At 62.2% G+C, this 25,549-nt stretch carries 24 protein-coding genes; 13 read left to right on the top strand and 11 right to left on the bottom strand.

Translation table 11 applies throughout. The features are described 5' to 3' along the window. Nucleotides 1–2: 2 nt before the first annotated feature. The 3 genes from ACYP2A_RS32000 to ACYP2A_RS31990 are packed head-to-tail and all read left to right on the top strand — an operon-like array spanning nt 3 to nt 3,515. Complete coding sequence (locus ACYP2A_RS32000; RefSeq protein WP_459749947.1) at nt 3–908, top strand: NAD synthetase; 906 nt, start codon at nt 3–5, stop codon at nt 906–908. Beyond that, on the top strand, nt 905–1,351 hold the full coding sequence (locus ACYP2A_RS31995) for a hypothetical protein (protein ID WP_459749946.1): 447 nt from the start codon (nt 905–907) through the stop codon (nt 1,349–1,351). Before ACYP2A_RS32000 ends, ACYP2A_RS31995 begins: the two co-directional genes overlap by 4 nt. A 19-nt stretch (nt 1,352–1,370) precedes the next feature. Then, entirely contained in the window at nt 1,371–3,515 is a 2,145-nt protein-coding gene (locus ACYP2A_RS31990; protein WP_459749945.1) for a M48 family metallopeptidase, read from the top strand. 458 nt (nt 3,516–3,973) lie between these two features. On the opposite strand, the gene ACYP2A_RS31985 is transcribed toward ACYP2A_RS31990, so the two are convergent. Continuing rightward, entirely contained in the window at nt 3,974–4,237 is a 264-nt protein-coding gene (locus ACYP2A_RS31985) for a hypothetical protein (protein WP_459749944.1), read from the bottom strand. Between the two features lie 64 nt (nt 4,238–4,301). Here ACYP2A_RS31985 and ACYP2A_RS31980 point away from each other — a divergent pair, with 64 nt between their 5' ends. Continuing rightward, nucleotides 4,302–4,730, top strand: a complete 429-nt coding sequence (locus ACYP2A_RS31980; RefSeq protein ID WP_459749943.1) for an acyl-CoA thioesterase — start codon at nt 4,302–4,304, stop codon at nt 4,728–4,730. A gap of 45 nt (nt 4,731–4,775) precedes the next feature. Here the strand turns inward: ACYP2A_RS31980 and ACYP2A_RS31975 are convergent, their stop codons facing one another. The 4 genes from ACYP2A_RS31975 to ACYP2A_RS31960 form a co-directional block, all read right to left on the bottom strand. Then, nucleotides 4,776–5,264 carry a YMGG-like glycine zipper-containing protein gene (locus ACYP2A_RS31975; protein WP_459749942.1) on the bottom strand — a complete coding sequence of 163 codons (489 nt, stop codon included), beginning with the start codon at nt 5,262–5,264 and terminating at the stop codon, nt 4,776–4,778. A 205-nt stretch (nt 5,265–5,469) separates the two neighbouring features. Continuing rightward, nucleotides 5,470–7,803 carry an FdhF/YdeP family oxidoreductase gene (locus ACYP2A_RS31970; RefSeq protein ID WP_459749941.1) on the bottom strand — a complete coding sequence of 778 codons (2,334 nt, stop codon included), beginning with the start codon at nt 7,801–7,803 and terminating at the stop codon, nt 5,470–5,472. Next, nucleotides 7,800–8,639, bottom strand: coding sequence for a formate dehydrogenase accessory sulfurtransferase FdhD (gene fdhD / locus ACYP2A_RS31965; protein ID WP_459749940.1), 840 nt, complete (start codon nt 8,637–8,639; stop codon nt 7,800–7,802). The genes ACYP2A_RS31970 and fdhD overlap by 4 nt, the downstream gene beginning before the upstream one ends. 56 nt (nt 8,640–8,695) lie before the next feature. Then, the gene (locus tag ACYP2A_RS31960; RefSeq protein WP_459749939.1) at nt 8,696–9,595 is read right to left on the bottom strand and encodes a LysR family transcriptional regulator; all 900 of its coding nucleotides are present in this window, start codon (nt 9,593–9,595) and stop codon (nt 8,696–8,698) included. Nucleotides 9,596–9,725: 130 nt separating this feature from the next. On the opposite strand from ACYP2A_RS31960, the gene lysM reads away from it, so the two are divergent. From lysM to ACYP2A_RS31945, 3 genes are all read left to right on the top strand, one after another. After that, nucleotides 9,726–10,169 carry a peptidoglycan-binding protein LysM gene (gene lysM / locus ACYP2A_RS31955; RefSeq protein ID WP_459749938.1) on the top strand — a complete coding sequence of 148 codons (444 nt, stop codon included), beginning with the start codon at nt 9,726–9,728 and terminating at the stop codon, nt 10,167–10,169. 111 nt (nt 10,170–10,280) lie between these two features. After that, entirely contained in the window at nt 10,281–10,520 is a 240-nt protein-coding gene (locus tag ACYP2A_RS31950) for a type II toxin-antitoxin system RelB/DinJ family antitoxin (protein ID WP_459749937.1), read from the top strand. Beyond that, nucleotides 10,510–10,797 (top strand): type II toxin-antitoxin system RelE family toxin, encoded by a 288-nt coding sequence (locus tag ACYP2A_RS31945; RefSeq protein ID WP_459749936.1) that lies wholly within the window; start codon nt 10,510–10,512, stop codon nt 10,795–10,797. The genes ACYP2A_RS31950 and ACYP2A_RS31945 overlap by 11 nt, the downstream gene beginning before the upstream one ends. Before the next feature lie 17 nt (nt 10,798–10,814). On the opposite strand, the gene yrfG is transcribed toward ACYP2A_RS31945, so the two are convergent. Next, nucleotides 10,815–11,477: a GMP/IMP nucleotidase gene (gene yrfG / locus ACYP2A_RS31940; RefSeq protein WP_459749935.1), complete on the bottom strand. Its 663-nt coding sequence runs from the start codon at nt 11,475–11,477 to the stop codon at nt 10,815–10,817. A 91-nt stretch (nt 11,478–11,568) separates the two neighbouring features. Between yrfG and nudE the strand changes: the two genes are divergently transcribed. After that, on the top strand, nt 11,569–12,135 hold the full coding sequence (nudE, locus tag ACYP2A_RS31935) for an ADP compounds hydrolase NudE (RefSeq protein WP_459749934.1): 567 nt from the start codon (nt 11,569–11,571) through the stop codon (nt 12,133–12,135). Beyond that, nucleotides 12,132–12,968, top strand: a complete 837-nt coding sequence (gene cysQ / locus ACYP2A_RS31930) for a 3'(2'),5'-bisphosphate nucleotidase CysQ (RefSeq protein ID WP_459749933.1) — start codon at nt 12,132–12,134, stop codon at nt 12,966–12,968. Before nudE ends, cysQ begins: the two co-directional genes overlap by 4 nt. Nucleotides 12,969–13,423: 455 nt before the next feature. On the opposite strand, the gene ACYP2A_RS31925 is transcribed toward cysQ, so the two are convergent. Genes ACYP2A_RS31925 through rfbB form a run of 5 tightly spaced genes read right to left on the bottom strand, consistent with a single transcriptional unit; the run spans nt 13,424 to nt 19,127 of the window. Next, nucleotides 13,424–13,882: a thioesterase domain-containing protein gene (locus ACYP2A_RS31925; RefSeq protein WP_459749932.1), complete on the bottom strand. Its 459-nt coding sequence runs from the start codon at nt 13,880–13,882 to the stop codon at nt 13,424–13,426. Next, nucleotides 13,879–15,264, bottom strand: coding sequence for a sigma-54-dependent transcriptional regulator (locus ACYP2A_RS31920; protein WP_459749931.1), 1,386 nt, complete (start codon nt 15,262–15,264; stop codon nt 13,879–13,881). The genes ACYP2A_RS31925 and ACYP2A_RS31920 overlap by 4 nt, the downstream gene beginning before the upstream one ends. After that, entirely contained in the window at nt 15,261–17,075 is a 1,815-nt protein-coding gene (locus tag ACYP2A_RS31915) for a sensor histidine kinase (protein WP_459749930.1), read from the bottom strand. The genes ACYP2A_RS31920 and ACYP2A_RS31915 overlap by 4 nt, the downstream gene beginning before the upstream one ends. Before the next feature lie 57 nt (nt 17,076–17,132). Continuing rightward, entirely contained in the window at nt 17,133–18,008 is an 876-nt protein-coding gene (gene rfbD, locus ACYP2A_RS31910) for a dTDP-4-dehydrorhamnose reductase (RefSeq protein WP_459749929.1), read from the bottom strand. A gap of 36 nt (nt 18,009–18,044) precedes the next feature. Further along, nucleotides 18,045–19,127, bottom strand: a complete 1,083-nt coding sequence (gene rfbB, locus ACYP2A_RS31905; RefSeq protein ID WP_459749928.1) for a dTDP-glucose 4,6-dehydratase — start codon at nt 19,125–19,127, stop codon at nt 18,045–18,047. A 255-nt stretch (nt 19,128–19,382) separates the two neighbouring features. Between rfbB and ACYP2A_RS31900 the strand changes: the two genes are divergently transcribed. The 4 genes from ACYP2A_RS31900 (at nt 19,383) to ACYP2A_RS31885 (ending at nt 25,464) form a co-directional block, all read left to right on the top strand. After that, nucleotides 19,383–22,295 (top strand): aminotransferase, encoded by a 2,913-nt coding sequence (locus ACYP2A_RS31900; protein WP_459749927.1) that lies wholly within the window; start codon nt 19,383–19,385, stop codon nt 22,293–22,295. 164 nt (nt 22,296–22,459) lie between these two features. Then, on the top strand, nt 22,460–23,572 hold the full coding sequence (gene aguA / locus ACYP2A_RS31895; protein ID WP_459749926.1) for an agmatine deiminase: 1,113 nt from the start codon (nt 22,460–22,462) through the stop codon (nt 23,570–23,572). A gap of 183 nt (nt 23,573–23,755) precedes the next feature. Beyond that, nucleotides 23,756–23,956: a hypothetical protein gene (locus tag ACYP2A_RS31890; RefSeq protein ID WP_459749925.1), complete on the top strand. Its 201-nt coding sequence runs from the start codon at nt 23,756–23,758 to the stop codon at nt 23,954–23,956. Between the two features lie 227 nt (nt 23,957–24,183). Next, nucleotides 24,184–25,464 (top strand): OprD family porin, encoded by a 1,281-nt coding sequence (locus ACYP2A_RS31885; protein ID WP_459749924.1) that lies wholly within the window; start codon nt 24,184–24,186, stop codon nt 25,462–25,464. The last annotated feature ends 85 nt before the right edge of the window (nt 25,465–25,549 follow it).

Here is a 25,549-nt window from a genome sequence, read left to right as displayed (position 1 = left end):
GCATGTCAGAAGTCATGATCGGGCTGAGAAACAGCCCTTCGCAAGTGTTGGCCCGGCAAAGCATCGAGGCCCGGATCAATGTCAGAAAAATCTATGCCGCCATCGATGCCGAGCCTGCGATTGTCGGGGCCGGGGTGGTGTACATCGATGCCGATTTCAATGTGGTGACCCTGCGCGAGTTCACACCGATCTGCAGCATCAAACCCAAGCGGATCATCGTGCGCGAGGCGCCACGCAATATTTCTCCCCAGCAGTTCGCCCAGCATGTACAAACCAACCCACGTGAATCGCGGCTGATTTATGAGGGTTTCAGCGCTTCAATGGCCTGCACCGGCGCGGTGCTGGGCTGGATTGCGGTGATCGGCGGTACTGCTATCGTGCCCTTCACCGGCGGTGCGAGCCTGGTGATTACCTCGCTGGGACTGGCGGCCACGGCGGCCAGCACCGCGCAATGTGGCATTGGCCTGGCCCGGGTCAGTAATGAGATCAACAACCCTGCCAGAAACGATGCCCTCGACAGCGAGCAGTGGTACCAGGGCATGTCGCAAGCGCTGGACATCGTTGCGTTGGCCGGTGTCGGGTCTGCCGGCCTGACCATTGCCAAACTGTTGAATACGCGCAAGGCAATGACCGGGCGCCGTTGGTACGAGAGCCTCAAGGGCCTCAACAGGCAAGAGCGCAAGCGCCTGACCGATGAACTGCACAAGATTGAAAACCCGGCCTTGACGCCCAAGCTGCGCAAGGCGCTGCAAGCCGCCGGAACCCTGCCCAAGCGCTACGGGACCGCTGAGATCTCGGCCAAGTTTGCGGTAACGATCAAGGATGCGATTGGCGTGGGCACAGGACTGGCAGGCAGCACCATTGTGCAAAACCATGTCATTGGCCTTTATGAGGAGTTGGGCGAGTGAGGGACGCTATGGACTTCATGACGATCCTGCGTCGGCATTTCCCTGTCTTCATCGGCGCGTTTTTCCTGGCGCTGTTTGCCCTGTCAGCGACCTTGATCATGCTTTTGGAGCTGTATCCACCGACGCTTTCGGACTACGGGAAATACATGGTCATCGCCAACCTTGGCCTTTCGGTCTACCTGTGCTCGGCCAATTTCCTGGTCATTCGTGGGCGTCCCTGGGGCATCTGGCCGGTTGTGGTAGCGATGGTCGCCTGCATCCTGGTGGTCGGTGTGCATTGGGGGCAGCGCGGCGTGCCGTTGTTCATGTATGTCGCAGGCCTGCTGCTGCCGCTGCTGACCTTGCTGATGCTCAACAGCAAGCGCCACCGCGAAATGCGCGAGGCCATGGTGCAGGTGCGGTTGCAGCGACAAGCGCTGCGCCACAAGGCCCGTCGCAAATAAGCGACTTTCAAGGATGCCCATGAAAAACCTGAAGCTGGTCGCGGTACTGGTGCTGTTGCCGCTGTGCCTGGCGCTGTTTGGTGCCTGGGAACTGCAACGCAGCGTGGCGAACACGCGTGAACATGCCGAGCTGCGCACCTGGCTGACGGATCTTGGGCCGACGATCAAGACCTTGCGTGCCCGGCCCGCCTCGGAGATGGTCGACGTGGGCGGCACAAAGATGCCGGCGGCACAGGTTCTGGCACGCATCGACAGCCTCGCCAGTGGCATGGACACCTTGCAGGCGATTGACCGCAGCCGGCAGGTGCTGGCCATCGCAGTCATCGCCCTGAGCCTGCTGGCAACCGTCATTGGCCTGGCTGCCCTGATCGGCCTTTCGTCCGCTGCCGCGCGTGCGTTACGTTCGCGCGAGCACCTGCTGCGCATCTTTACCCGGGCCAGCAAAGTGCTGCCCTATGGGCTGGTGGGCCACATTCTGGTGATGGGCGCGGCGGTGGTGGCGATGCTGGGCTTCGAAGGCCTGGGTGTCTGGCATGCCGGGAAGCTGTCGTCCGGTGAGGTGAAGGTCATGGCCGTGGCGGCGATCATCATGCTGCTGTGCCTGTATTCGCTCTGGCATGTCGTCAGGCAACTGCGCGTCATGCTGCACATGTTCGAACCCGTGGCGCTGTCGGTGCATGGCCGGCCGGTGAGCCATGAGCAGGCACCTGGATTATGGGCGTTCGTCAACGCACTGGCCGACCGGCTTGGCGCGCTGGCGCCAGAGCACATCGTCGTGGGCTTGCATGAAGGGTTTTATGTCACCTCCAGCGACATCGAGCTGTTGCCGTGCCAAAGCACGTTGTCCGGCCGCACGCTGCATGTGCCGGTCATTTATCTGGGCGTGCTCGACACCGCTGAACTCAGTGCCGTGATTGGCCACGAGCTGGGACATTTCGTCGGTGATGACACCGAGTACAGCCTGCGTTTTTTGCCGGTCTACGACGGTATCGGTCGCAGCCTGGGGGTTATCGGCGGCTTGATGATCGAGGGCGGCCTGCTCCGGCGCACGCTCTTGCGTCCGGCATTCATGCTGGGCGTGTATTTTCTGGAGTGTTTCGATCACTCGGTCAGCCACTGGAGCCGCCTGCGCGAGCTGGCGGCCGATGCGGCGGGCGCAAAGCTGGGCGGTCATCTGGCGGCGGCGTCGGCACTGGTCAGGATCAGCGCCATCGAACCTCTGCTGCTGGACGCTTTGCAAGCGCGCATCGACCCGCATGACGACCCGCAGCCGGCCGACCTGCCGGCCAGCCTGCTCGAAGAACTGGCGCAAAAGACGCTGGCGCTGCCTGCCGAACACCTGGCCGTACAGTTACCGCATCCGTCCGATAGCCACCCGTCGAACGGCGAGCGTTTTGCCGCCTTGCAGGTCGATGCCGACGATGCGGTCGCGCACGGCCTGCGCCCCGTCGTGGCGACGCAGGCGTGTGCCAACTGGCAGGGTTACTTAGCCGATGCCCCGGCGTTGTGCGCAGTGATCGGCCAGGATTTTCTCGAGCATTACGCCGCTCAGGACGCCGAACTGGTGCAGCAGTTACACGAGGTGGCCGGCCAGGTCTCGGGCGAGGTTCGTTTTCATGAAGGTGCGCATGTTCAGGGCTGGATCACGAGTATTTTATTCGGCCTGGTGGGCTTGGCCGGCGTGGCGGCAATCGCCATACCTTTGCTGTTCACGCAGGATGCCTGGGATGTCAAAGAGCCGATCATCATTATCGGGGTAGTGATAGCGGCATCGATTGCCAGCTTGCTGCCTGCTTCGGTGATCATGATCCGTCGTGCCGGCGAAACCGCCCTGTTGCTGACACCCGATCACTTGGTGTTTGCCAGGATAAAAGAGCCGGTGCCCATCGTGAACATTGCCGAGTTCAGCCTGAACATCGCCCAGGGCATGTACCTGGTCTTTGTGCTGGAAGACGATGCACCGCTACCCCAGGCAAGCCCCCGCTCGCATTTCAAGTCAGGCGTGTCGGTGGATAAAAAGAACCGCCTCATACGCCTCAGGCTTACGCGCTTCTGTCACAACGGACGGTCGCTGAACCCCGATGAACTGGTCACTCTGGTGGGCGACTATCTGCACGCCGGCCATGCCCGACATGCGTTGCAGCAGCGCGCCGGACAGGTTTGATACCCCGTCATATTGCAGGCAATAAAAAACCCGCCGAAGCGGGTTTGTGTCCAAAACCATTCCAACTCCCTGTCGGTAGCATCCAGGCAATGGTTGATCGTCCTTGATCCTGACCAGCTTCCTGCTCGTCAGTGGATTGGATCCAATGTATTGCTTTTTTAGCTGCCATGAAAGGGCGATTGTCCTAAATCCATGTAAGCCTTTGGCTATATATGCTGATAAGCATCATTCGCATTTACTTTGTCGCAGGCAATAAAAAACCCGCCGAAGCGGGTTTGTGTTCCAAGACCATTCCAACTCCCTGTCAGCAGCATCCGGGCATGGTCGATCGTCCTTGATCCTGGCGGGCTTCCTGCTCACCAGTGGTTGGATCCAAATATAGGCCTGTCGTGAGGGGCTGCAAATGGCAGTTTCTCTCTATTACGTGTAAGCCTTTGGCTATAGCGTGCTAATGGCGCTCAGTGGCGTGGCGTATTGGCGGCAGGCTTTGCGGCGACGGGAAACAACTCGGTACTGTGACGTTTGAATTGCGACACCAGCAGGAACACGCTGAGGATGGCCAATAGCGTGCAGAGGATAATCAGCCCGTAAGCGCGGCGTGGCGCAGGGCGGGGAAGGACATTCTTGTTGGGGTGCGCCCCCAGCACGATGTCGACATGGCCCGGTTCCAGGCGTTTGATGCGGATGATGCCGTCGTCATCCGGTTCTTTGTTGGAATCCATGTTGCTCCTTGCATGACCCCTGTAACGTGTCGAACTGTTTTATCGTTTTTCAAGAGCATAAACCATGTCTGAAGAGATACTGAAGCGCTCCCACTATCGTCACTTCCAGCCGATTACCACGCGCTGGCAAGACAACGATATCTACGGCCATATCAATAACGTGACCTATTACAGTTTTTTCGACAGTGCAGTGAATGCCTGGTTGATCGAGCGCGGCGGGCTGGATATTCATGACGGCAAGGTGGCGGGGCTGGTGGTGAGCTCGTCGTGCGACTATTTTGCGTCCATCGCCTACCCGGAGCTGATCGAAGTCGGGCTGCGGGTGGCGCGCTTCGGCGGCAGCTCGGTGCAATACGAGCTGGCGGTGTTCAGAGTCGGCGAAGAAGAACCCTGTGCAGCGGGGCGCTTTGTGCAGGTGTTTGTCGATCGGGTGTCCAATCAGCCGGCGCCGATTCCCGAGCTGTTACGTGAAGCGTTGCAGGCACTGAGCTGAACGCCTGAAAACAAACTGGCCGCTCGTAAGCGGCCAGTGGTTGTTTTAGCGATGACGCCAGTTGCGGTCGTGCTTGCCATGCTTGCGGTGGCCGTAGTGCTTGCCTGGATGGCCACGGCCACCGCGGTATTCGCGGCGGTCATCGCCGCCACGGTAGCGGCGATCGTCTTCGCGGCTTTCGTTGCCCATGTAGTTACCCAGCGCGCCACCGGCGCCACCGCCGGCGGCTGCGCCGATCAGGCTGCCGGTGTTGCCGCCTACGCTGCGGCCAACGACGTTGCCGCCGGCAGCGCCCAGGCCACCGCCGATGGCGGCTTCGGTACGGTTACGACGGTCTGCGCCGACCGCACCACCGGCCGCGCCGCCCAGGCCTGCACCGATGGCAGAGCCTGTACTGCCGCCGATCTGTTGACCGACGACTGAACCCAGTACCCCGCCCAATGCACCACCAACGCCCGCTTCCAGGTTTCCGCCAGCCATGGCAGAACCGGTCACGAGAGAAAGAGACAACAGCAGAATCGAGGAGAGTTTCATAGAGGAATCTCGGATTGATGACGCCGCGATCCTGCAATTAACAAATGCTTCATGCAATGCAAATCCGACGAATAACACGACTGTTACTCAAAGTTCTAAGTTGTTGTTTTTAATAGGGAACTTAATTGTATTTGGACAGTCTTAGCTTACTTAACCAAGGCCTGTTTCATTGCGAAACAGGCCTTTTTTATGGGCGCTTTACTTGTCAGAGAATGCGCGCCGACTCGCCGGAACGCTCCAGGCGAATGGCCACGAACTTCGAGGTTGGCGTGTGGCTGCCGTCGCCGACGCTTTCCAGTGGCACCAGCGGGTTGACCTCGGGATAGTAAGCCGCTGCTTGCCCGGCCGGAATATCGAACGCCAGCAAGGTGAAGCCCTTGACCCGGCGTTCGTGCGCGTCGCCCCAGATCGAAATCAGGTCGACTTTCTGACCCGGCTGGTAACCCAGGCGAATAATGTCCGCTTCGTTGGCAAACACCACGTCACGCTGGCCCTTGACCCCGCGATAGCGGTCATCCAGCCCGTAAATCGTGGTGTTGTACTGATCGTGCGAGCGCATCGACTGCATGATCAGGTCAGGTGTCTGACCCGTTGCAAGCACCCGCTCGTCGATCAGGCTGCCCGGCAACTTGTTGGGCTTGAAGTTGGCGCGGGTGGTCGGGGTATTCCAGCGCCGTGCGCCTGCCGAGTTGCCCAGGTAGAAGCCGCCGGGGTTGGCGACTCGTTGATTGAAGTCCTTGAAGCCCGGAATGGTGTCGGCGATCAGGTCGCGAATGCGGCTGTAATCTTCGGTGAGCCACAACCAGTCCACCGGTTTTTTGCCCAGCGTCGCGTTGGCGATGCCGGCCAGAATCGCAGGTTCCGAGCGCATCTGCTTCGACAACGGCTGTAACTGGCCATTGGAGGCGTGAACCATGCTGAACGAGTCTTCGACGGTGACGGCTTGCGGGCCGCCGGCTTGCTGGTCGATATCGGTGCGGCCGAAGCACGGCAGAATCAGCGCTTCTTTGCCATGGAACAAGTGGCTGCGGTTGAGCTTGGTGCTGATCTGTACCGTCAGGTCGCAGTTCTGCAAGGCGGCGGCGGTGCGCGGGCTGTCGGGTGTGGCCTGGGCAAAGTTGCCGCCCAGGGCGATAAACACCTTGGAGCGGCCCTCGGCCATGGCATGAATGGCCTCGACCACGTTATGGCCGTTGACGCGCGGCACCTTGAAGCCGAAGCGCTGCTCCAGCGCGTCGAGCAGGAACACCGGCGGGCGTTCGTTGATGCCCATGGTGCGGTCGCCCTGCACGTTGCTGTGGCCGCGCACCGGGCACAGGCCGGCGCCCGGCTTGCCGATGTTGCCGCGCAGCATCATCAGGCTGGCGATTTCCTGGATGGTCGCCACCGAATGGCGGTGCTGGGTGATGCCCATTGCCCAGCACATGATGACGTTCTTGCCTTTGACGTACATTCGCGCCGCGCGCTCGATGTCGGCGATGGGCAGGCCGGACTGCTCAAGAATCGTTTCCCACGGCGTGTCGTCGACCGCCGCCAGATAATCGAGCAGGCCGTGGGTGTGTTCGTTGAGGAAGGCGTGGTCGAACACCGGCTCGCTGTTGCTGGCTTGGGCTTCGCGCTCCCATTGCAGCAGCAGTTTGGCCATGCCGCGCAGCAGCGCCATGTCGCCGCCCAGTGCCGGGCGGAAGTACGCGGTGTTGGTCGGCTTGTCGCTGTTGGTGAGCATTTCCAGCGGGTGCTGGGGGTGCTGGAAGCGTTCAAGACCGCGCTCTTTGAGCGGGTTGACGCAGACCACCTGGGCGCCGCGTTTCACCGCATCACGCAGCGGGTCGAGCATGCGCGGGTGGTTGGTGCCGGGGTTCTGGCCCAGCACGAAAATCGCGTCGGCGTGCTCGAAGTCATCGAACGTCACCGTGCCCTTGCCGACCCCCACGCTCTGCGACAAGGCCACACCGCTAGCCTCGTGGCACATGTTCGAGCAGTCAGGGAAGTTATTGGTGCCGTAGGCGCGCACGAACAGCTGGTACAGGTATGCCGCTTCGTTGCTGGCACGGCCCGAGGTGTAGAACTCGGCCATATTGGGGTCGGGCAGGGCGTTGAGGTGTCTGGCGATCAGCGCGAAGGCGTCGTCCCATTCGATGGGCTTGTAGCGGTCGGTCTGCGGGTCATACACCATCGGTGCGGTCAGGCGGCCCTGGTATTCGAGCCAGTAATCGCTCTGCTCCAGCAACTGGCTGACGCTGTAGCGCTGAAAAAACGCCGGGTCGACGCGGCGCTTGGTGGCTTCCCAGTTGACCGCCTTGGCGCCGTTTTCGCAAAACTTGACCATGCCGCTTTCCGGCGAGTCGCCCCAGGCGCAGCCCGGACAGTCGAAGCCGCCGTTCTGGTTGGTCTTGAGCATGGCGCGCAGGTTTTTCAGCGCGTTGTCGCTGCCCAGCCACGCCTGGGTCACGCTGATCAGTGCGCCCCAGCCGCCTGCCGGCCCTTTGTAGGGTTTGTAGCGGGGTGTCGGGGTCTTGTCGGCTTGATGATGAGTCACGGTCGGTTCTCCATCGCAGGGCTGTAAACCCGCGGCGCACTGTGCTGCGGCAGGTGAATCAGGTTGAGGTTATGGCTGCGCGCCCATTGCAGGGCAAGACCGGTGGGCGACGACAGACTGACCAGAGTCTGGATGCCGGCACGCAAGGCCTTCTGGATGAGTTCCAGGCTGCAGCGACTGGTGACGACGGCCACGCCGCCCGCCAGGGGAATGCCCTGGCGGATCAGCGCGCCGATCAGTTTGTCCAGGGCGTTGTGCCGGCCGATGTCTTCGCGGCCCATCAGCAACTCGCCCTGAGCGTCCATGAACAACGCGGCATGCACCGCGCCGCTGTGCCGGCCCAGCGGTTGAAACGCGCTGATGCGCTGGCGCAGGCCGTCCAGCCACTCGACCGGCGGCAAGGGCGCGCCGGGCAAGACCGCCAGTTTCGGCAGCGCCTGTTCGACCGCCTCGACACCGCACAGGCCGCAGCCGGTGGTGCCGGTCAACTGGCGGCGGTGCTCCTTGAGTGCCCAGAACGCACGGCTGGCGATGTCGACCTCGGCCTGCATGGCCGAGCCACAACCGCTGAGTTTGAAGTCATAGATTTCGTCGGGCGAAGCAATGATGCCGCTGCCCAGACTGAAGCCGACGATGAAATCCTCAAGGTCGGTGGGGCTGACCAGCATGACCGCCTGGCTGATGCCGTTATAGGCGATGGCCAGCGCGACTTCTTCGGCCAGCGCGGTTTCGCCGGTTTGCGAGCCGTCAAGGTTGGCGTACTGGTAGGACTGGCTGGCGACAGGCACGGACGCATCCAGGACCGCCGCCGTGCTGGCTGTGCGCTTGGCATGCATGGCTGGAATACCGGCAGATTGACAGTCTTAAGCCTAGGCCGCTTGCCGGTATCCGTCTAATCGCTAGTTCCGATGCCGTGATAGACGATATCGATCAAGCCGAAACACACCTCGGCCAGCGCCGAGCGCGGCGCCGTGCTGCGCATGATCAGCCCCAGGCCGGACAAGGTGCGGGCGTCGGCTATCGGGTGCAAACGCAGGCTGTCGCCGAGCGTTTCCAGGCCACCTTGCAGCGGCATGATTGCGCAACACAGCCCGCCCTGAACCGCCTGCATCAACTGATACACCGCATCGGTCTGCAACAGTGGCTGCGGTTGCAGGCCCCGGCTGTGGAAGTTGTAATCGATGGACTGGCGAAAATGCATGCTGCCGGTCAGCAGGCCCAGCGGCAGTTCGGTCACGTCGCTCCAGCTCAGTGGTTGCTCGCCGAACTGAAAGTGCCGAGTGTCATACAACAGGCCCATGCGCGTTTCGCCCAGCGGCAGGGCTTCGAAGCGGCTGGTGTCGAGACGCTCGAAGTACGAGACGCCCAGATCGATGCGGTTACTCGCCAGCTTTTCCAGAATCTGCTCTGAACTGAGCGATGACAGCTCGAAACGCAAGTTGGGATGCAACTGATGCAGGCGTTGCAGCAAGGGCAGCGGGTCGAAACTCGACAGCGGCACCACGCCCAGTCGCAACGTCCCGACCAGATGGCCCCGACAGGCGGCCGCTTCTGCCTGCAAACCGTCATAGGCGGCCAGCACCGTGCGCGCCCAGGCCAGTACCCGCTCGCCCGGCGCGGTAAACCCTTCGAAACGCTGCCCGCGCGTGACCAGCTCCAGCCCAAGTTCCTGCTCAAGGCTGCGCAGGCGCATCGACAAGGTGGGCTGAGTGATATTGCAACGCGCCGCCGCTTGTCCGAAATGCCGGGTTTCGTCGAGGGCAATCAGGAATTTCAGCTGCTTGATGTCCATGGGCACTCCGGGGTTGGGCGGTCGGCCGATTCTACGCACTCCCGTTGACGTTTGTCGGGCCGGCGCTCGGGCCGGCTGTCGCGGGCTATGGTTGTGGGTGCGGACTTTTCGAGCCGCAGGAGAAACAACAATGAGTATTTTCAGTTTCCTGAAAGACGCCGGAGAAAAGATCATTGATTTGCTGACGCCGGGCGACGCCCAGGCCGACTCCCTGAAAGATCACATTGCCAGGGTTGGCCTGGGCAATCCCAATGTCCAGACCTCCGTGCAAGGCAGCACGGTGATCGTGACGGGGGAAGTAGCCAGCCAGGAAGAGAAAGAAAAAATCGTACTCGCCCTGGGCAATATCGCAGGCGTCGACAAGGTCGACGACCAGATCACCGTCGCCGCCAGTGCACCGGGGGCCACCGCTTCGCGCTTTGAGGAGGTGAAAAGTGGCGACACCCTGAGCGCCATTTCCAAGCGGGTCTATGGCGACCCGAACAAATACCAGAAGATCTTCGACGCCAACAAACCCATGCTCAAGGACGTGAACAAGATCTATCCGGGGCAGGTGCTGCGCATCCCGGAGTGATAGAAGATGATCGGTCCGGTGGACGCCGGGCCTGACCATTTGTCCACGCACCCTTGCCAAAGATGACTGACACTGCCACCGTAAAGACAAATGTCATTACAGGTGGTCGCTATGGCTTCTATCAATATCAGGATCGACGATGATCTCAAGATTCGAGCCTACCAAGAGCTAGAAAAGCTGGGCGTCACGCCATCAGAGCTCATGCGTCAGACGCTGCAATATGTAGCCGAACGGGGTCAGTTGCCGTTTCGTCCTGTCCTCATGACCGAGGACGATGAAACCCTTTTGGCGACTGTGCGTGAACGGCTAGCAGCACCGCAACGGGTCAAGGTTTCGCTGGATGATCTATAGCCTCGAGTTTGATGAGCGGGCATTGAAAGAGTGGCGCAAGCTGGGCGATACGATCAGAGAGCAATTGAAGAAAAAGCTGGCGCAGGTGTTGCTCAACCCTCGTGTCGAAGCCAATCGTCTGCATACATTACCCGACTGCTACAAGATCAAATTGCGCAGCAGCGGATATCGATTGGTTTATCAGGTGATCGATCACGCCATTGTGGTTTTCGTCGTGGCAATTGATAAGCGCGAGGGCGAAGAGGCCTATCGTAAAGCCTCCGTACGGTTGAAATAGTTGCAGTATATGCCGTCTTACAACCCCTCGATCAACTCCCGATAATCCCCCACCGCCACAAACTCTTCGGTGTCCTTCGGGCCTTTGCTGCTGTCCGGTTCGCTGACCGCCAGCAAGTGCGCGACGCCGTAAGTGCGGGCGCTGCGCAGGATCGGCAGGGTGTCGTCGATAAACAGGCTGCGGGCCGGGTCGAACGCGGTGTCGGCGTGCAAAGCGTCCCAGAACTGCTGGTTTTCCTTGGGAAAGCCATAGTCGTGCGAGCTGATCAGGCGCTCGAAGTAGGGCGCCAGTTCAATGCGCTCAAGCTTCAGCGACAGCGAATCGCGGTGGGCGTTGGTGATCATGATCACCCGCTTGCCGGCGCGCTGGATCGCGGCCAGGAACGTCTGCGCGTCGGGGCGCAGGGCGATCAGGTGGGCGACTTCCTGCTTTAGCTCGCGGATCGGCAGCTTGAGTTCGCGGCTCCAGAAATCCAGGCAGTACCAGTTCAGCGTGCCGGCGTGGTCGACGAACAGCGGTTTAATCTCCAGCCACGCCATCGCCAGGCTGATGCCGTGCAGATCGGCATAACGCTGTGGCAGGTGATGCAGCCAGAAATGTTCGTCGAAATGCAGGTCGAGCAACGTGCCGTCCATGTCCAGCAGGACGGTGTCGATCTCGCTCCAGGGCAGGCAGGGCATACGGCGCTCTCTTCAAGGTGACAGGAATATATCGGCGGTAAATCGCAGAAAAAGCCACGTATAGTACCGCGCTCAAGCCAAGGAGTTTGTCATGCGTCAGAAACCCACTGTACTTGACCGTGAAATCGTCGCCAGCAGCCGTTTGTTCCGTGTCGAAGCGGTGCAATTGCGCTTTGCCAACGGTGTCGAGCGCACCTACGAGCGGCTGGTCGGGCGAGGCACCGGGTATGGCGCGGTGATGATCGTCGCCATGCTCGATGCCGATCACGCCATCCTGATCGAAGAATACTGTGGCGGCACCGAAGACTACGAGTTGTCCTTGCCCAAAGGGCTGGTCGAGCCGGGCGAAGACGTGCTGGCCGCCGCCAACCGCGAGCTCAAGGAAGAAGCCGGCTTCGGCGCCCGTCAGTTGGAACACCTGACCGAGCTGTCGCTGTCGCCGGGCTACATGAGCCAGAAAATCCAGGTGGTGCTGGCCACTGATTTGTACGAAGAGCGTCTGGAGGGCGACGAGCCCGAGCCGATCCGTGTCGACAAGGTCAACCTGCGCGATCTGGCGGCTCTGGCGCAAAACCCCCAATTCAGCGAGGGCCGTGCCCTGGCCGCGCTGTATCTGGCCCGTGACCTGCTGACCCAACGTGGATCGTTTTTGCCATGACCGACCTGCTCGATAACCTGCCCCATCCACTGCTGGCGCCCGTCGTCGAACTGGCCCTGCGCGCCGGCGAGGCCATTTTGCCGTTCTGGCGTAACGGCGTGGCGGTGACGTCCAAGGCCGACGATTCGCCGGTCACCGCCGCCGACCTGGCCGCCCACCATGTACTGGTTGCCGGCTTGCAGGCGCTGGACCCGAGCATTCATGTGCTGTCCGAAGAAGACGCCAATATTCCCCAGGCCGAGCGCGCCACGTGGGAGCGCTGGTGGCTGGTCGACCCGCTGGACGGCACCAAGGAATTCATCGCCGGCAGCGAAGAGTTCACCGTCAATGTCGCGCTGATCGAGCGCGGTCAGGTGGTGTTCGGCGTGGTCTCGATGCCCACCAATGGCCGCTGCTGGTTCGGCGGCGCGGGCCTGGGCGCCTGGCGCCGCGAGGCCGATGGTTCGGGAGCATCGATCAGCGTGCGGGAAACGCCTGCCGAAAACTTTACCGTGGTCGCCAGCCGCCGCCATACCAGCCCTGAACAGGAACGCCTGCTGAGCGGTCTGGCCGAAGGGCTGGGTGAATTGCAACTGGCGAATATCGGCAGCTCGCTGAAATTCTGCCTGCTGGCCGAAGGCAGCGCCGACTGCTACCCGCGCCTGGCCCCGACCTCGCAATGGGACACCGCTGCCGCCCAGGGCGTGCTCGAAGGCGCCGGCGGAGTGGTGTTGCAACTCGATGGCCAGCCGTTCAGCTACCCGCCGCGCGAATCGCTGCTCAACCCGTTCTTTTTGGCCTTGCCGGCCAACGCCGCGTGGCGCACCCGGCTGCTGGAACTGGCCAACACCTAGCGCACCATTTCTGTAGGAGATCACCCGGCGCCACGGCGCCGTGCTGTCGCGCAGCAAACATTGGATGTAGGAAATTCAATAAAATAAATAAGTTATTTTATGTTTGATGAGAGATTACCCGCCGCCTTGGCGCCGCGCTGTCGCGCAGCAAACATTGGATGTAGGAGGGAGCTCTGCCGGAATGCCGGACCATCGCGATCGGCTGCGCAGCAGTCGTAGATTTGCGGCGTTTTGACGATTTCTGTGAGCGCTTCGCGCTCAATCGCCAGCAGAGCTGCCTCCTACAAATTTGTGTTTTTAATTCAATAAAATCAATAACTTATTTTGTGTTTGATGAGAGGGAGCGGCAGCTCGCGAAAGGGCCAGTAAAGCCAACACATTTGTAGTGATGGTGCGGCTGCATTCGCGAGCTGCGCTCGCTCCTGCGAGTCGTCCTGCGGGCCATGACATTCCCGTTACCGGTGCACTACAAACTGCCCAACAAACCGCACTGCCGCGTCACTGCTGTCCGGCGAGAAGATCTGCGTATGCAGCTCCAGCCGGGCGCGGCCGCGGCGGTTGTAGGTAGTGACAAACCGATCCCACGACGCCGGTAACGGCGGCTCGCACAGCGCCACCGCGTCGCCGCGCACCGGCAGCGGGTAGCTGATCTGGCCGTCCTGAATCACGATGTGCCCTTCGCTAATACCCGCTTCGCGCAGGCGCAAGTGCAGCCAGCCCCAGCCGGCCAGCACCGCACCGCAGTACAGGCTGCCGCCGAACAGGGTGCTCTTGTGATTGACGTTGGGCGCCAACGGCAGGTGCAGGCGCAGCGTCTGGTTCTGCCAGTCGATGACCTTGACGCCCATATCAACGGTCAGCGGAATATCGTGGTGCAGCAGTTGCTCCAGGTCCTCGGCAGGTTGGCGGTTCATTCGCTGTCGTCCGGGTGAGTGCTGTGGTCGCCGAAACTCAGGCCGTGCTTGCGCAGCTTGTCGTGCAGGGTCTTGCGCGGCAGGCCCAGTGCTTCGGCCAGGCTGCGCACCGAGGTGTGCGGCCGGGTCAGTTCAGCGGCGATCAGGGTGCGCTCGAAGTGCTCGACCTGCTCACTGAGGCCGCCGCTGCTCAGCAGTTCAGGCGTGGCGGTCATGCCTTCCAGTTCCAGCTCCAGACCGAGAGCAAAGCGCTCGGCAGCGTTTTGCAGCTCACGCACATTGCCCGGCCAGTTATGCCGCAGCAGCAGGGCGCGCTGGCCCGGTGTCAGTTCGCGTTTGGGGATGCCGTGCCGCTGGCTGGCGGCATCGCTGTAATGCTCGAACAGCATCAGCGCGTCTTCACCGCGCTCGCGCAACGGCGGAATACGTAACGAGGCGACATTGAGGCGGTAATACAAGTCAGCACGGAAACGGCCCTGGTCGGCGCTCTGGCGCAGGTCTTCCTTGGTCGCGGCGATCACGCGGATATCCAGCGGAATCAGCTGATTACTGCCCATCCGCTCGACCGCCCGCTCTTGCAGCAAACGCAGCAGTTTGACCTGCACATCGAGGCTCATGCTTTCGATTTCATCGAGAAACAACGTGCCGCCGTTGGCGAATTCGAACTTGCCGATGCGGCGCTTCTGCGCGCCGGTAAAGGCGCCCGGTTCGTGGCCGAACAGCTCGCTCTCGACCACCGATTCAGCCAGCGCGCCGGCATTGATGGCCACGAACGGCCCGTTACGGCGTGCCGACAAGTCATGCAGGGCGCGGGCGACCACTTCTTTGCCGGCACCGGTTTCGCCCAGAATCAGCACGTCGGCGCGGGTGCCGGCCAGCGCGCCGATCTGCTCGCGCAGGCGCAGCATCGGTGCCGACTGGCCCACCAGCCGGGTGCTCAATTGCTGGCGGTCGCTCAGTGCCAGGCGCAGGCTGCGGTTGTCCAGCACCAGCCGGCGCAGGGCCAGGGCACGGCGCACGCTGTCGAGCATGGCATCGCTGGGGAAGGGCTTTTCGAGAAAGTCATAGGCGCCGGCACGCATTGCCTTGACCGCCAGCGGCACATCACCGTGGCCGGTAATCAGCAGCACCGGCAGCTCCGGGTCCTGCTCATGCAACTGGGCCAGCAGCTCCATGCCGTCCATACCGCTCATGCGGATATCGCTGATCACCACACCCGGCCAGTCGCGACCGATGCGCCGGGCCAGGCCGTTGGCTTCCGGCAGGCTCAGGACGTTCAGGCCAGCGAGGTCCAGGGTCTGTTTCAGGGCCTGGCGTAGCAGCGAGTCGTCGTCGATCAGCACCACTTGAACCTGGCTGTCGATGGCGGTATCGGAACTCATGCAGAAAGATCCTCGGGAGGTTGAAGGTTGGCCCCGGACAAACCGGCGCGCAGGCGCAGGGTAATCAGCGCGCCGCCGCTGGTGTGGTTGGCGAACAACAGCTCGCCGCCCAGGGCGCGCATCAGCGTATCGCAGATCGCCAGCCCCAGGCCCAGGCCCTGGGTACGGGTCTTGGTGGTGAAGAACGGCTCGCGGGCGCGGGCCATGGCTTCTTGTGAAAAGCCCGGGCCGTTGTCGCGGATGTACAGGTTGACGCCTTCAGGGGTGGCTTCGGCACTGATCCACAATTTACGCGGCGGGCCTTTTTCGGTCAGCGCGTCCAGCGCATTGGCCAGCAGGTTGCCCAGCACCTGACGCAGGCGGGTTTCACCGGCCTGCACCCACAAGGTGGCGGCGGGCAGGTCGCGAATCAGCTCGACCTCCATGGCCCGGCGGCGCTTGGCCAGCAGCGCCAGGGCGTCTTCGAGTGCCGGTTGCAGGGCCACGCTTTCCGGCGCATGCGCATCACGGCGGGCGAAGGCGCGCAGGTGGGCGATGATCGAGGCCATGCGTCCGGTCAGTTCGCCGATCAGCTTGAGGTTGCCGCGGGCTTCGTCGGTGCGTTGATGGTCGAGCAGGATTTCGGCGTTTTCCGCATAGGTGCGGATCGCCGCCAGCGGCTGGTTCAGCTCATGGCTGATGCTTGCCGACATGGTGCCCAGCGCTGACAGTTTGCCGGCCTGCACCAGTTCGTCCTGGGCACGCACCAGTTCCTGTTGGGCCTGCTCGCGCTCCAGCACTTCCTGACGCAGGCGGCTGTTGAGGCCCTCAAGGTCGCTGGTGCGCTCCATCACCCGGCGTTCCAGTTCGCGGCGGGTCTTGCCCTCGAAGGCAATGCGCTCCAGATAATGGCGGCGGCGCTGCATCACCAGGCTGAGCAGCAGCATGAGCACCAACAGCGCCGCACCGCCGACCGCGACCACGGTGCGCACCGGGCGGTCGATCAGCACACGCGGGGCAAGGGCATTGACCGTCCAGCCGGTTTCTTCGATGGTCCGGGTCTGGGTCAGCCAGGCACGCTCGTCGAGCTTGAGCGGTCGCGGGTCGCGAGTCGGGTAGGGCTGAATGGCGACGATGGCTTTCTTTTCTTCCTCGCTCAATTCGCGGGTGGCATGAAAGCGCCAGGCCGGGTTGGAGGTCAGGATTACCACGCCGTTCTGATCGGTCAGCAGCAGCTGCACCGGGGTTTTGCCCCACAGGGTTTCGGTGTAGTCCAGGTCGATCTTGATCACCAGCACGCCGATCACCTGATCGCCATCGCGCACCGGCGCTGCAAAAAAGTAACCGCGCTTGACCGAGGTGGTGCCCAGGCCGAAAAAGCGCCCTAGTTTGCCGGCAATGGCATCGTTGAAATACGGCCGGAACGAGAAATTGCGCCCTACGAAGCTGTCGTGCTGATCGAAATTGGACGCGGCCAGCGTGCGGCCTTCTTTGTTCATCAGGTAAATGACGTCGGCGCCGGTTTGTTGGGTGACTTCGCGCAGTGCCTGGTTGGCGCCCTCGATCACATTCAGGTCGGCTGGCGTCGCCAGAGCCGTGCGCAGCGCCGGCAGGTCGCCGAGAATCAGCGGCAAGGACTCGTAGCGGTGCAGGGTGCCGAGCAGGTTGGCGACGTACAGGTCCAGGGTCTGGCGGTTCTGGCTGGTCAGTTCGCTGTGGTAATAACGCTCGGCCAGATGCTCCAGCGGCCACAGCAACGGTGCCAGGCACAGCGCCAGCAGGGCCAGGCTGCGCCAGCGGGGACGGCGCGCAGGGGCGGCAGGTGGGTTCATCGATCACAAGGCCTGAAGGTTACTGCCCGGCATCGGCTGCCGGGCATCAGGCCGGTATTATGCCTGCCGCTGGCCGGCCAGGCACTCCAGTAATGCGTGCTGCCAGTCGGGCTGGGTCACGCCCCATTGGTGGGCCAGCAGGCTGCAATCGAGGCGCGAATTGAGCGGCCTGGCGGCCGGCGTCGGGTAGGCGCTGGCAGCAATCGGCGCCAGCGTGGCGCAGGGTTTACCCTCGGCCAGCAACTGCTTGCCGATCGCCTGGGCAAAGCCGTACCAGGACGTCTCGCCGCTGTTGGTCAGGTGATACACGCCCCAGGCGCCGGGGGTGCCGTCGCGCCAGCGTTCGATCAGTTGCCGGGTGCTGTGGGCGATGCTGCCGGCCCAGGTCGGCGCGCCAATCTGGTCGGCGACCACGCTCAGCGATTCACGCTCTTGCAGCAACTTCTGCATGGTCAGCAGAAAGTTGCGCCCGTGCAGCGAATACACCCAACTGGTGCGCAGAATCAGGTGCTGGCCACCGACGGCCTTTATCGCCTGCTCCCCCGCCAGCTTGCTGCTGCCGTAGACGCCCAGCGGATGCGGCGCGTCCTGTTCGGTATAGGGCGCAGGCTTGCGGCCGTCGAACACATAGTCGGTGGAATAGTGAATCAGCGGCACGCCCAGCCCCGCCGCCGCTTCGGCCAGCAGACCAGGCGCGGTGGCGTTGATCGCGCGGGCCAGGCCCGGTTCTTTCTCGGCCTGGTCGACGGCCGTGTGCGCGGCCGCATTGATGATCAGGTCCGGCTGCGCTGCCTGCACGGTCTGAATGATCGCGTGGGAATGGCTCAGGTCCAGTTGCTCGCGGCCCAGCACCTGCAACTCGCCCAGATCGGCGAGACTGCGTTGCAGATGCTGTGAAACCTGGCCGTGCTGGCCGATGACAAGAATTTTCATACGATTGAATCAGCCTCGTTCAGGCAGTTGTGGGTGTCAGGCAATCAGATCCCTGGGTTCAGTAAAGCCCAGGCGCTGGCCCTGGTAGCTGCCGTCCTGAACGCGGCGGCACCACTCCAGGTTGTCCAGATACCACTGCACGGTCTTGCGCAGGCCGGTTTCGAAGGTTTCTTCAGGCGTCCAGCCCAGTTCGCGTTCTATCTTGCCGGCATCGATGGCGTAACGCTGGTCGTGGCCCGGACGATCCCGTACGTGGGTGATCAGGTCGCTGTAGCGCGCCACCCCGGCCGGGTGCTGGGGCGCCAGTTCTTCGAGCAGCGCGCAGATACCACGCACCACGTCGATGTTCTTCTGCTCGTTGTGGCCGCCGATGTTGTAGGTCTCGCCCACCGCGCCTTCGGTAACCACCTTGAACAGCGCCCGCGCATGGTCCTCGACATACAGCCAGTCACGCACTTGCAGACCGTCGCCGTAGACCGGTAGCGGCTTGCCTGCCAGGGCGTTGAGGATGATCAGCGGGATCAGCTTTTCCGGAAAATGAAACGGCCCGTAGTTGTTCGAGCAGTTGGTGACGATCACCGGCAGCCCGTACGTGCGCTGCCAGGCGCGCACCAGGTGGTCCGATGCCGCCTTGCTGGCCGAGTAAGGCGAGCTGGGCGCATAGGACGTGGTTTCGGTAAACAGGTCATCGACGCCATGCAGGTCGCCATACACCTCGTCGGTGGAAATGTGGTGGAAGCGAAACGCCTCGCGTTCGGCCGGTGCCAGTGTCAGCCAATAGCCGCGCGTGGCTTCCAGCAGGCTGTAGGTGCCGACGATATTGGTGTGAATGAACTCGGCCGGGCCGTCGATGGAGCGGTCGACGTGGGATTCGGCGGCCAGGTGCATGATCGCGTGCGGCGCAAAGCGCGCCAGCACGGCACTGACCGCAGTCTGATCGGCGATGTCGGCCTGCACGAACTCGTAGCGGCTATCGCTGGCGATGCTGGTCAGCGACTCAAGGTTGCCGGCGTAGGTCAGCTTGTCGAGGTTCAGCACTTCATGGTCCGTGTTCTGGATCAGGTGACGGATCAATGCAGAACCGATAAAGCCTGCGCCGCCGGTGACAAGAATTCGCATGAGTGAGCCTTTTCCTTGTAAAGAGTAGGGAGAATCGTCAAGTTGTTACAGCATAGCGCGATCCCCTGCGAGCAAGCAGGATCAGCCAGGACGACGGGCGGTGGTGATGAAATTATTCGATGGTACAGGCGCTGAGTGCCAGTAATCCGTCGTCGCCAAACCGTGTCGATCTGGGCGATGCGCCTGTAGCGTCCTATAGTGCCGGATTGCATTGTCATGCCGGTCTGCTCCAGAAACCATTACCTGAGGTCTTCCATGCCGCTTGCCACCCTGATTCGCCGATCCAGCCTGCCTTGCCCGCACGTAAGTCTCGATCAGGCCCGATCGCTTCTGGCGCAGCATTATGGTTTGAACGGCACGCTCAAGGTGCTGGGCAGCCAGCAAGACTGCAACCTGTTGCTCGACACCGGCACGCACCGCTATGTGCTGAAAGTCTGCCACGGCGACTACAGCCCGCTGGAGCTGGACGCCCAGCACGCGGCCCTGCAACACCTGGCGGGCCAGCCGGGCATTCGCGTACCCGGGGTGATCGGCGCCCTTGATGGCGAAAAACTGCTGTCGCTGAACCTCGACGGCCAAGCGGTGCATGCCCGCCTGCTGGAATTCATCGAGGGCGAGTCGCTGGGCCACAGTGGCTACCTGGGCCATGAGGTGGTGGTCGCGCTGGGCGAGCTATGCGCGCGGGTCGACGCGGCGCTGCACGACTTTAACCATCCGGGCCTTGAGCGGGTGCTGCAATGGGACCCGCGCCACGCCAATGCGCTGGCCCGGCACCTGCTGCCAGTGATCGATGACACCGATGAGCGCGCCTGCCTGCACGAAGCCGTCGAGCAGGCCCGCCAGCGCCTGGTGCCGTTGATCCCCGCGTTGCCGTTGCAGGCCGTGCACCTGGACATCACCGAGCACAACGTGGTCTGGGCCCGCAACCCATTAAAGCAATGGCAACTGCAAGGGCTGATCGACTTCGGCGACTTGCTGACCACCTGGCGGGTGGCTGATCTGTCGGTGACCTGCGCCGCCTTGCTGCACCATGCCGGCGGCGACCCGCTGTACATCCTGCCGGCGATCAGCGCTTATCACGCACTCAATCCGCTGCGCCTCGAAGAACTCAAGGCACTGTGGCCGCTGGTCGTCGCCCGCGCCACGGTGCTGGTGCTCAGCAGCGAGCAGCAGGTCAGCGTCGAGCCGGGCAATGCCTATATCCAGGCCAATCTGGACAGCGAATGGTCGATCTTCGATGTTGCCACCTCGGTGCCGATGGCGCTGATGGAGGCGGCGATTCTGCATGCGGTCGGCCTCGATGCCGAGCCTGCGGCCCAGCCAGCCTGGCGTCCGCTGCTGCCGGACCTGGCCGGGCGCGGCTTCTGCACGGTCGACCTGGGTGTGCTCAGCGAGCATTTCGAAGCTGGCAACTGGGAGCAGGACGGCATCGACGAACGCCTGCTGGCGCAGACCGCCCGGCAGACCGGGCTGGCCGCCAGCCGCTACGGTGAATATCGCCTGTCGCGGACCTTGCCCGACTGCAGCCGCGAGCCCGACACCTGTGCCTTGCACGTCGAGCTGCACCTGCCGCCCGACACCGTGGTGCATGTGCCGTTTACCGCCACTCTGCGCCAGACCGCCGATGCGGCGCTGCTGCTGGTCGGCGAAACCTTCAGCCTGCGGCTGTGGGGCGTGGCCTGCGAGTTGCCGTCGGGTTGCCCGCTGGCGGCCGGCCAGATACTGGGCGTCACCGATGGCGTGGTGCTGCTGCAATTGTGCAGCGAGCCGGGGCTGACGCCACCGCTGTTCACCACCCCGTCCTGGGCGCCGGCCTGGCGCCATATCGCGCCATCACCTGCGCTGTTGCTGGGTTTCGATTGCGATGCTCCGGCCTTGCAGGACCCGGCCGCATTACTGGCGCGACGTGACGCCAGTTTCGCCCGTTCGCAAAAGCACTACTACCAGGCGCCGCCACAGATCGAGCGCGGCTGGCGCAATCACCTGATCGACATGCAGGGCCGCTCGTACCTCGACATGCTCAACAACGTCGCGGTGCTCGGTCATGGCCATCCACGCATGGCCCGTGAAGCCGGACGCCAGTGGTCGTTGCTGAACACCAACTCACGTTTTCACTACGCCGCGATTGCCGAATTTTCCGAACGCCTGCTGGCGCTGGCGCCGGCCGGCATGGACCGGGTGTTTCTGGTCAACAGCGGCACCGAGGCCAATGACCTGGCGATCCGCCTGGCGTGGGCCTATAGCGGCGGGCGCGACATGCTCAGCGTACTGGAGGCCTACCACGGCTGGTCGGTGGCCACCGATGCGATCTCGACGTCCATCGCCGACAACCCGCAGGCGTTGACCACCCGGCCCGTCTGGGTGCATCCGGTGACCGCGCCCAACACCTATCGCGGGCCGTTCCGTGGCCCGGACAGCACTGCCGATTACGTGCGACACGTCGACCAGACCCTGGCCACGCTGGACGCCCAGGACCGGCAAGTGGCCGGTTTCATCTGCGAGCCGGTGTACGGCAACGCCGGCGGTATTTCCTTGCCGCCGGGTTATCTGCAACAGGTCTACGCCAAGGTTCGTGCACGCGGCGGGGTGTGCATTGCCGATGAAGTGCAGGTCGGTTATGGCCGGCTGGGCGAGTACTTCTGGGGCTTCGAAGAGCAGGGCGTGGTGCCGGACATCATCACCCTGGCCAAGGGCATGGGCAACGGCCACCCGCTGGGCGCGGTGATCACCCGCCGCGAAATCGCCGAAGCGCTGGAGGCCGAGGGCTATTTCTTTTCGTCTTCCGGCGGCAGCCCGGTCAGTTGCCGCATCGGCCTGGCGGTGCTCGACGTCATGGAACAGGAGCGCCTGTGGGACAACGCCCGCACGGTCGGCGGCCACTTCAAGGCGCGTCTGCAAGCGTTGGCCGATAAACATCCGTTGGTGGGCGCCGTGCACGGCCTGGGCTTCTATCTGGGCGTAGAATTGGTGCGCGACCGCCAGAGCCTTGAGCCTGCTACCGAAGAAACTGCTTACCTGTGTGAGCGCCTGCGCGAACTGGGCATTTTCATGCAACCGACCGGCGATTACCTGAACATCCTCAAGATCAAGCCGCCGATGTGCACGACGCTGCAGAGCGTGGACTTTTTTGTCGACAGCGTGTCGAAGGTGTTACGAGAGCTGGAGTGATTATTGCCGATTAATATCTGCGTTTTTTTCAAAAGATATGACTGCTGATTTATTTTTTGCTTTGAATGCCGATTTTTATCGCCTATAAAGGACCGCTCAAATCGTCATGGCCTGTTTGCTATGGTGATTCACCTTTCTCGACCGCTCACGGAGTCCTGACAGCCATGACCACCCTCACCAGCACACCGCGCGCCGACGGCTTTCATATGCCGGCCGAATGGGCGCCACAAACCCAGGTCTGGATGCTCTGGCCCGAGCGCCCGGACAACTGGCGTCTGGGCGCCAAGCCTGTGCAGGCAGCGCATGCGGAGCTGGCCAAGGCCATCGCCCGCTTCGAGCCGGTGACGGTCGGGGTGTCAGCTGCGCAGTACGACAACGCACTGGCCAGCCTGGACGCGCCGAATATCCGTGTAGTAGAGATCAGTAACGACGACGCCTGGGTGCGTGACACCGGTCCGACCTTCGTTATCGACGACCATGGCCAGGTGCGCGGTGTCGACTGGGACTTCAACGCCTGGGGCGGTTTCGATGGCGGCCTGTACTGGCCCTGGAACCGTGACACCCAGGTGACAGGCAAGATCCTTGGCATCGAGCGCAGCCCGCGCTACGCCACGCCGGGCTTTGTACTCGAAGGCGGCTCGATCCATGTCGACGGCGAAGGCACGCTGATCACCACCGAAGAATGCCTGCTCAATCGCAACCGTAACCCGCACCTGAACCGCGAGCAGATCGAAGCGGTGCTCAGCGATAACCTGGCGGTGGATAAAATCATCTGGCTGCCCGATGGCCTGTTCAACGACGAAACCGACGGGCATGTGGATAACTTTTGCTGCTACGTACGCCCCGGCGAAGTGTTACTGGCCTGGACCGACGACCCGCAAGACCCCAACTACTCGCGCTGCCACGCGGCCTTGCAGGTGCTGGAAAGCACCAAGGATGCACAAGGCCGTGCGTTTATCGTGCACAAGATGCCGATTCCCGGTCCGCTTTACGCAACGGCCGAGGAATGTGCAGGCGTCGACAAGGTGCACGGCAGCCAGGAGCGCGACCCTTCTGTGCGTCTGGCCGGCTCTTATGTGAACTTTCTGATCGTCAATGGCGGCATCATCGCACCGTCCTTCGACGACCCGCTGGACGAAACGGCACGGCAAATCCTGCAGCGGGTATTCCCGGAACACTTGGTGGTCATGGTGCCGGGCCGTGAATTGCTGTTGGGCGGGGGCAATATTCACTGCCTGACCCAGCAACAGCCTGCCCCACAGGTCGCTCAAGACTGAGTGTTGCTCAGGTTGGTCCTGTTCTTGCTGGCAAAAGCCCATCTATCGATGGGTTTTTTTCCGAGTAACGCTTTGTAGCACTAAATCGGGACATCCATCTTTGGGTCATCAGTCGATTGTTTAGCGTACCTGTCACACGGTATCGGTACAGTGGGCTTGCTCATGAAAAAGAGGTTGTTCCTTATGAACGCAGGTATTACCCCACACGCTTCCCGGGGTCTGTCCGTCAGTAGCGAGGCCCGCACAGTCATTGCCGCCTGGCTGCGCAGCACCCGCTTTCCAAAGCCGCGCCCCGACACCCGGGCGATGCTGATCCAGCGTTACCCGCGCGGACTTTTCAGCGAGGCAGAACTTCAGGCACTGGTCACCATGATCGAGAGTTAAGCCTTATGCCATCCTGAAAAGGCTCTGGAATAAGCTTTTGCCCGTTTGACACCCCTCAAGGGCGCGACTAGGATTCGCCCCCAACGCCTGTGGCCACGCGCCGCGTACGTGCATCAGTAGACCACTGCGATGATTTCGTTCGGCCTTTATGCCTCGCATAAAGCCCTGTGTGCGACCCCTAGAGTTGCGGGTCACAGCGCGTTAATCATTCGTCAAAGGAAAACAAAATGCTTAACAAACGTATGGGCGTTCTCGCGCTGGGCGTACTCAGCGCCACTCAAGCCATGGCGCAAAGCCAGGCCGAATCCCAGGGCTTTGTCGAAGACAGCCACCTGACCCTCAACGCGCGCAATGCTTACATCAGCCGCGACTACAAGAACGGTAACCAGGACAAGGCCGAATGGGGCCAGGCGTTCTCCGGTACCTTCACCTCCGGTTTCACTCAGGGCACCGTCGGTGTCGGCGTTGACGCCTTCGCGCTGTACGGCGTGCGTCTGGACGGCGGCCGTGGCAAAAGCGGTGCCGGCGGCATCGACTTCTTCAAGCAGGGCGACAGCGGCGAAGCGGCCGACGACCTGTCCCGCGTAGGCGGTGCCGTCAAGGCGCGCATCTCCAACACCGTGATCAAGTACGGTGATCAGATGCCGCAACTGCCGGTGCTGAGCTACGACAACGGCCGTCTGCTGCCAGAGAGCTTCACCGGTACCTACATCAGCTCCAAAGAAATCGAAAACCTTGAAGTGGTTGCCGGTCGCTTCACCAGCCAGGTGCGCAAGAGCGCCACTGGCCACGACAGCGGCGGCCTGAAAAGCATCAACGTTTACGGTGCCAGCTACAAGTTCAGCGATGCATTCAGCGCTTCGGCCTACGCTTCCGATAACGAAGACGTATTCAAGAAGCAGTACGTCAACCTGAACTACATCCTGGCCCTGCCTTCCGAGCAGTCGCTGACGTTCGACTTCAACGGCTACAAGACCAAGCTGGACCGTGACTTCTCGGCCGACGCTGCCGCTGGCGAGCGCGACAACAAAATCTGGAGCCTGGCCGCTACCTGGGCCGTGGGCATCCACAGCTTCACCCTGGCGCACCAGCGCAGCACCGGTGACACCGGCTACAACTACGGCTTCTACCAGAATGCTGGCGCATACGGCGATGGCGGCAACTCCATCTACCTGGCCAACTCCTTCTGGTCGGACTTCAATGCCAAGGACGAGCGTTCGTGGCAAGTGGGCTACGGCGTCGACCTGGGCGGCCTGGTATTGCCTGGCCTGAGCTACAAGGCGGCCTACGTGCGCGGCACCAACATTGACGACGGTACCAACCGCGGCAATGGCACCGAGCGTGAAATCTTCAGCCAGTTGACCTACGTGGTTCAGAGCGGCCCGGCCAAAGACCTGTCGCTGCGCCTGCGCAACTCGTTCCTGCGTGTGTCGGACAACGCCAGCGCTTACAACAGCGAAGGCAACGAAACCCGTATCTTCATCGACTACCCGATCAACGTGTTCTGATCGAACGTAGTTTCGCTGCGATACAGCCAAGGCCCGCATAATGCGGGCCTTGGTTTTTGTAGAGGCTTTCGCGGCTGAAGCCGCT

It is taken from the genome of Pseudomonas sp. 3A(2025) (assembly GCF_054589175.1).
The sequence above is the reverse complement of the archived record's forward strand: the minus strand, read 5'-3'. Positions and strand labels throughout refer to the sequence as shown.

Bases quoted from the DNA above. Each gene is read 5' to 3' on its own strand.
- ACYP2A_RS31975 (WP_459749942.1), bottom strand. From the start codon at position 5,264: ATGAAACTCTCCTCGATTCTGCTGTTGTCTCTTTCTCTCGTGACCGGT.
- rfbB (WP_459749928.1), bottom strand. From the start codon at position 19,127: ATGCGAATTCTTGTCACCGGCGGCGCAGGCTTTATCGGTTCTGCATTG.
- ACYP2A_RS31945 (WP_459749936.1), top strand. From the start codon at position 10,510: ATGATCTATAGCCTCGAGTTTGATGAGCGGGCATTGAAAGAGTGGCGC.
- ACYP2A_RS31950 (WP_459749937.1), top strand. From the start codon at position 10,281: ATGGCTTCTATCAATATCAGGATCGACGATGATCTCAAGATTCGAGCC.
- ACYP2A_RS31900 (WP_459749927.1), top strand. From the start codon at position 19,383: ATGCCGCTTGCCACCCTGATTCGCCGATCCAGCCTGCCTTGCCCGCAC.
- rfbD (WP_459749929.1), bottom strand. From the start codon at position 18,008: ATGAAAATTCTTGTCATCGGCCAGCACGGCCAGGTTTCACAGCATCTG.
- ACYP2A_RS31980 (WP_459749943.1), top strand. From the start codon at position 4,302: ATGTCTGAAGAGATACTGAAGCGCTCCCACTATCGTCACTTCCAGCCG.
- ACYP2A_RS31915 (WP_459749930.1), bottom strand. From the start codon at position 17,075: ATGAACCCACCTGCCGCCCCTGCGCGCCGTCCCCGCTGGCGCAGCCTG.
- ACYP2A_RS31920 (WP_459749931.1), bottom strand. From the start codon at position 15,264: ATGAGTTCCGATACCGCCATCGACAGCCAGGTTCAAGTGGTGCTGATC.
- ACYP2A_RS31890 (WP_459749925.1), top strand. From the start codon at position 23,756: ATGAACGCAGGTATTACCCCACACGCTTCCCGGGGTCTGTCCGTCAGT.
- fdhD (WP_459749940.1), bottom strand. From the start codon at position 8,639: ATGCATGCCAAGCGCACAGCCAGCACGGCGGCGGTCCTGGATGCGTCC.
- ACYP2A_RS31990 (WP_459749945.1), top strand. From the start codon at position 1,371: ATGAAAAACCTGAAGCTGGTCGCGGTACTGGTGCTGTTGCCGCTGTGC.
- ACYP2A_RS32000 (WP_459749947.1), top strand. From the start codon at position 3: ATGTCAGAAGTCATGATCGGGCTGAGAAACAGCCCTTCGCAAGTGTTG.
- ACYP2A_RS31885 (WP_459749924.1), top strand. From the start codon at position 24,184: ATGCTTAACAAACGTATGGGCGTTCTCGCGCTGGGCGTACTCAGCGCC.
- ACYP2A_RS31925 (WP_459749932.1), bottom strand. From the start codon at position 13,882: ATGAACCGCCAACCTGCCGAGGACCTGGAGCAACTGCTGCACCACGAT.
- lysM (WP_459749938.1), top strand. From the start codon at position 9,726: ATGAGTATTTTCAGTTTCCTGAAAGACGCCGGAGAAAAGATCATTGAT.
- ACYP2A_RS31985 (WP_459749944.1), bottom strand. From the start codon at position 4,237: ATGGATTCCAACAAAGAACCGGATGACGACGGCATCATCCGCATCAAA.
- cysQ (WP_459749933.1), top strand. From the start codon at position 12,132: ATGACCGACCTGCTCGATAACCTGCCCCATCCACTGCTGGCGCCCGTC.
- aguA (WP_459749926.1), top strand. From the start codon at position 22,460: ATGACCACCCTCACCAGCACACCGCGCGCCGACGGCTTTCATATGCCG.
- nudE (WP_459749934.1), top strand. From the start codon at position 11,569: ATGCGTCAGAAACCCACTGTACTTGACCGTGAAATCGTCGCCAGCAGC.
- ACYP2A_RS31960 (WP_459749939.1), bottom strand. From the start codon at position 9,595: ATGGACATCAAGCAGCTGAAATTCCTGATTGCCCTCGACGAAACCCGG.
- yrfG (WP_459749935.1), bottom strand. From the start codon at position 11,477: ATGCCCTGCCTGCCCTGGAGCGAGATCGACACCGTCCTGCTGGACATG.